The sequence below is a fragment of the Pseudonocardia xinjiangensis genome, from assembly GCF_012911925.1.
Lineage (GTDB): Bacteria > Actinomycetota > Actinomycetes > Mycobacteriales > Pseudonocardiaceae > Pseudonocardia > Pseudonocardia xinjiangensis.
In genome coordinates this window covers 1-3,444 of sequence record NZ_JAAXKY010000275.1, presented here as the reverse complement: position 1 = coordinate 3,444, position 3,444 = coordinate 1, and the positions used below count along the sequence as shown (strand labels likewise).

At 71.7% G+C, this 3,444-nt stretch carries 5 protein-coding genes and 1 pseudogene; all 6 read right to left on the bottom strand.

The window, feature by feature from the left end; all coding sequences use genetic code 11:
- Positions 1 to 21: 21 nt before the first annotated feature.
- On the bottom strand, positions 22 to 285 hold the full coding sequence (locus HF577_RS39035) for a hypothetical protein (protein WP_246267959.1): 264 nt from the start codon (positions 283 to 285) through the stop codon (positions 22 to 24).
- A gap of 12 nt (positions 286 to 297) precedes the next feature.
- The gene (locus HF577_RS39030) at positions 298 to 462 is read right to left on the bottom strand and encodes a hypothetical protein (protein ID WP_246267958.1); all 165 of its coding nucleotides are present in this window, start codon (positions 460 to 462) and stop codon (positions 298 to 300) included.
- Between the two features lie 10 nt (positions 463 to 472).
- A pseudogene (locus HF577_RS39025) lies at positions 473 to 1,025 on the bottom strand (anion permease); the annotation flags it as partial.
- Positions 1,026 to 1,193: 168 nt separating this feature from the next.
- Positions 1,194 to 1,346, bottom strand: a complete 153-nt coding sequence (locus tag HF577_RS36885; RefSeq protein ID WP_169400634.1) for a hypothetical protein — start codon at positions 1,344 to 1,346, stop codon at positions 1,194 to 1,196.
- Between the two features lie 117 nt (positions 1,347 to 1,463).
- Entirely contained in the window at positions 1,464 to 2,651 is a 1,188-nt protein-coding gene (locus tag HF577_RS36880) for an AI-2E family transporter (protein WP_169400633.1), read from the bottom strand.
- Between the two features lie 62 nt (positions 2,652 to 2,713).
- Positions 2,714 to 3,214: a DUF1269 domain-containing protein gene (locus HF577_RS36875; protein ID WP_169400632.1), complete on the bottom strand. Its 501-nt coding sequence runs from the start codon at positions 3,212 to 3,214 to the stop codon at positions 2,714 to 2,716.
- Positions 3,215 to 3,444 lie beyond the last annotated feature (230 nt).

Genomic DNA, 3,444 nt, shown 5'->3' with positions numbered 1-3,444 from the left:
GAGCAGGGTCGAGCAGCGTCCTCACCCGGATCGGATGAGCGATCCGCCTGCCGTTGCGGTGGTCACGCGGCGAGGACGTACAGCCCGTAGCCGACGACCACCAGCGCCCCGGCGAGGCAGCCGGAGGCGAGCACCAGCCCTGCCGTCGAACGTTCCGCCGCCCGCCGCCTCCTCGCGACAGCGCGACAGCGCGTCGAGGGCGAACGCGACCAGCGACACGACCGTGACCGCCACCGCCACGGACCCGACGGCGACGACGAGCAGGGAACCCCAGGCGATCGTCATGCGGACCTCCGGTCAGGCCGCGGCGCGGACGGGCGGCGGCGTCGGCACGTCGTTGACGTTGAGCGCGCTCACGGGGTTGCGGCGCGACGCGGCATAGATGCCGCCACCGAGTGCGACGACGGCGACGGCGACCGCGACCACGCCGCCCGTGCCGTTCGCCGCGACCGCGGAGGCCATCGCGCCGAGGGACGCCGACCATCGACGCCGAGACGACCTGGCAGAGCCGGAAGCCCCGGTGCACGGTCGCGCGGTCGGCCCGCGCCGTGATCCGGTAGGCCAGGAACGTCACCGTGAGCGCGACGAGCCCCGCGAGCAATGGGGAGATCACCGCGGGCAACAGGATCTTGCCGACCACCGCGTCGACGTGCACTGCACCGAAACCGTCGGCCACGAGCGTCGCACCGATGAGCCCACCGAACAGCGCGTGGGACGAGCTGGAGGGCAGGCCGAACAGCCACGTCAGCAGGTTCCACAGGATCGCGCCGACGAGCCCGGCGAAGACCACGACCGGGGTGATCCGCGTGTCGTCGACGAGGCCGCCTGCGATGGTCCTGGCCACCCACCGACAGGAACGCGCCGGCCAGGTTCAGGACACCGGCGATCGCGGCCGCCACCTTGGGACGCAGGGCACCGGCCGCGATGGACGTCGCCATCGCGTTCGCCGTGTCGTAGAAGCCGTTCGTGAAGTCGAACACCAGTGCGGTCGCGATGACCAGCACGATGAGGATCGGTGCGTTCATGGACGGCGCATCGGGCGGTGGTGGGGGACCGGGGTACAGGGCTCTGCGCCTCGGTGCTCGCGTCCGTCCCGCGCACGCCCGGTTCGGGTGTGCCGGCAGGTGGTCGCGGGGAGATCTCGGAGCGCAAGGGGCGCCGAGCGGACCCCCTCGTGCCTCGACGACGGTCGGCTAGCTCCGGCGGCTGACGTCCCGGTTCCGGACGACGAAGATCAGCATCAGTGCGGCGCCGACCAGCGCGAGGATCCGCAGTGGGCTCGTCCCGCGCCGTGCGGTCGCAGGTTCGGGGGTGGTCTCGGGCCGGGACGGGATCTGGGTACTCATCGATGGCTCCTCCTCGCGGCGATACCTGCGCGGCGATCGTCGCCGTGGGAGCAGGCGGCGGCGTCGCCCGGAACGGGTGAACGCCCGCCGTCCGGGGTCGCCGCCCTGGCCGGATGCTCAGCCCGGTGTCCGCTGATGGCGCAGCCGCCACCGGGACCACGGCCGGCGCGGTGCGGCCGGGGTGGTCGGCGTGGCCGGCGACTCGTCCACGTTCATGGCGGAGGACCGGAGCAGGGCGTCCGCCCAGGCGGCGCGCGGGTCGATGTCGACGAGCAGGGCCTTGGTGAGCAGCGTGAGCGGGATCGCCAGGATCGCGCCGAGAGGCCCGATCAGCCAGGTCCAGAACACCAGTGCGAGGAAGGTGACGGTGATCGAGAGGCCGACCGCGTCGCCGATGAAGCGGGGCTGGATGAGTGACTGCACCACGAAGTTGAGGATGCAGTAGAGGACGATGACCAGGACCATCGTCTGGGGGCCGCCGACCAGCAGTCCGAGGAGCGCCGGGGGTACGACTCCGAGGATGAACCCGATGTTGGGGATGTAGTTGGTGACGAACGACAGCAGGCCCCACGTGACGGCGAGCGGGATGCCGATGAGGGCCAGTGCGATGGTGTCGAGCACGGCGACGATGAGGCCGAACACCGTCGTGACGACCAGGTACTGGCGGGTGCCGTGCGCGAAGTTGCCCAGCGCTTCGCTGACGGCGGGACGGTCCGTGGCGATGAGCCGGATCCGCGCTGCGGCGCCGCCGGTCTCGATGCTGAGGAAGAGGAGCAGCGCCAGGATGAAGACGAGGTTGCCGGCGAGGCCGGCGATGCTGCCGAGGAAGGCGCCGAGCAGCCCGACGAGCTTGCCGATGTCCAGGGAGTCGACGATGTGCCGTAGCTGCTCGGGACTCACGCCGAACCGTGCCAGCAGGTTCGTGGCCGACTGTACCAGTGCCTTGCTCTGCTCGGCGTACTCCGGCAGCGTCGTGGCCAGCCTGGCGATGGAGACGACGACCGTCAGGGCGAGTACCACCACGACCCCGTAGACCGCGAGGACCAGCACGAGCGTGATGGCCCACCGGGGCCAGCCGCGTTGCCGGAACCAGCGTTGCACCGGCGCGACCGCGATCACGATGATGAGGGCCAGGAACACCGGCCCGATCAGCCAGGCGACCGAGCGCAGGCCCGCCGCGATGACGATCGCGGCGGCCGTGCCGAGCAGCACCACCACCCCGCGCGGGAGCGCGGCCCCCACCGGCGCGGCGCCGGCCCGGCCGTCGGTCGGGGACGGGTCCGGAGGATCAGCGGGAACGCCCATCCCCGCACGCTATGGCGCTCGCTGATCGTCGAGGTCACCCGAAGATGGTGATGAACGTCGGATCAGGCCTCCTGCTCGCTCTCCTCGAACGCCGCGCGCAGCTTCGCCTCCTGCTCGGCCGAGAGGTTCGTGGAGATGAGCTCGGCGCGGGTGCCCTGGAAGTGCTCGAGCACCCGGTCGGTGACGGCGTTCGAGGTCATCGCGAACAGGGCCGAGGTGCCCGGGGTGACCTTGTCGCGCACCTTGCGGATGAAGTCGTCGTCGATGCCCACGTCGGCCATCGAGGCGGTCAGCGCGCCCATCGCGGCGCCGACCGCCATGCCGAGCAGGGGCACGAAGAAGATCAGGCCGAACAGCAGGCCCCAGAAGCTCCCGCCGAGCGCACCCGCCCCGGCGAGGCTGTGGAGCTGCTTGGTCCGGGGCTTCTTCCGCCCCTCGGGCCACGACACCACCGCGGCGTCCACAACCTGGATGAGCTCCTCCTTCTGGAGGCGCTCGAGCGTCGTGAGCGCGTTCTGCGCCCCGTCGGCCGTGTCGAACCGCCACACCGTCAAAGTCGCCATCTGCCTGCCTTCCGGTCGGACCTGGTGCCGGCGACTCTGCGGGCTCGGTCGCCCGGCGGGCATCACCCTCGCCGGGTGACAGAACCCGGAGGGGCAGCCCTCACCCGCAGCGGAGGATGTGCGGCCATCCGGTCACGCGGACGCTGTCACGGTGCGCCGGGCACCACCCACGGCGGCCGGAGGGAGGCGGGATGGACACGACGTCCTTCGGCAGCGAGACCGCCGGCCGC

What these genes read in the sequence shown, in the direction of transcription:
- HF577_RS39035 (WP_246267959.1), bottom strand. Translation starts at nt 285, where the DNA reads ATGACGATCGCCTGGGGTTCCCTGCTCGTCGTCGCCGTCGGGTCCGTG.
- HF577_RS39030 (WP_246267958.1), bottom strand. Translation starts at nt 462, where the DNA reads ATGGCCTCCGCGGTCGCGGCGAACGGCACGGGCGGCGTGGTCGCGGTC.
- HF577_RS36885 (WP_169400634.1), bottom strand. Translation starts at nt 1,346, where the DNA reads ATGAGTACCCAGATCCCGTCCCGGCCCGAGACCACCCCCGAACCTGCG.
- HF577_RS36880 (WP_169400633.1), bottom strand. Translation starts at nt 2,651, where the DNA reads ATGGGCGTTCCCGCTGATCCTCCGGACCCGTCCCCGACCGACGGCCGG.
- HF577_RS36875 (WP_169400632.1), bottom strand. Translation starts at nt 3,214, where the DNA reads ATGGCGACTTTGACGGTGTGGCGGTTCGACACGGCCGACGGGGCGCAG.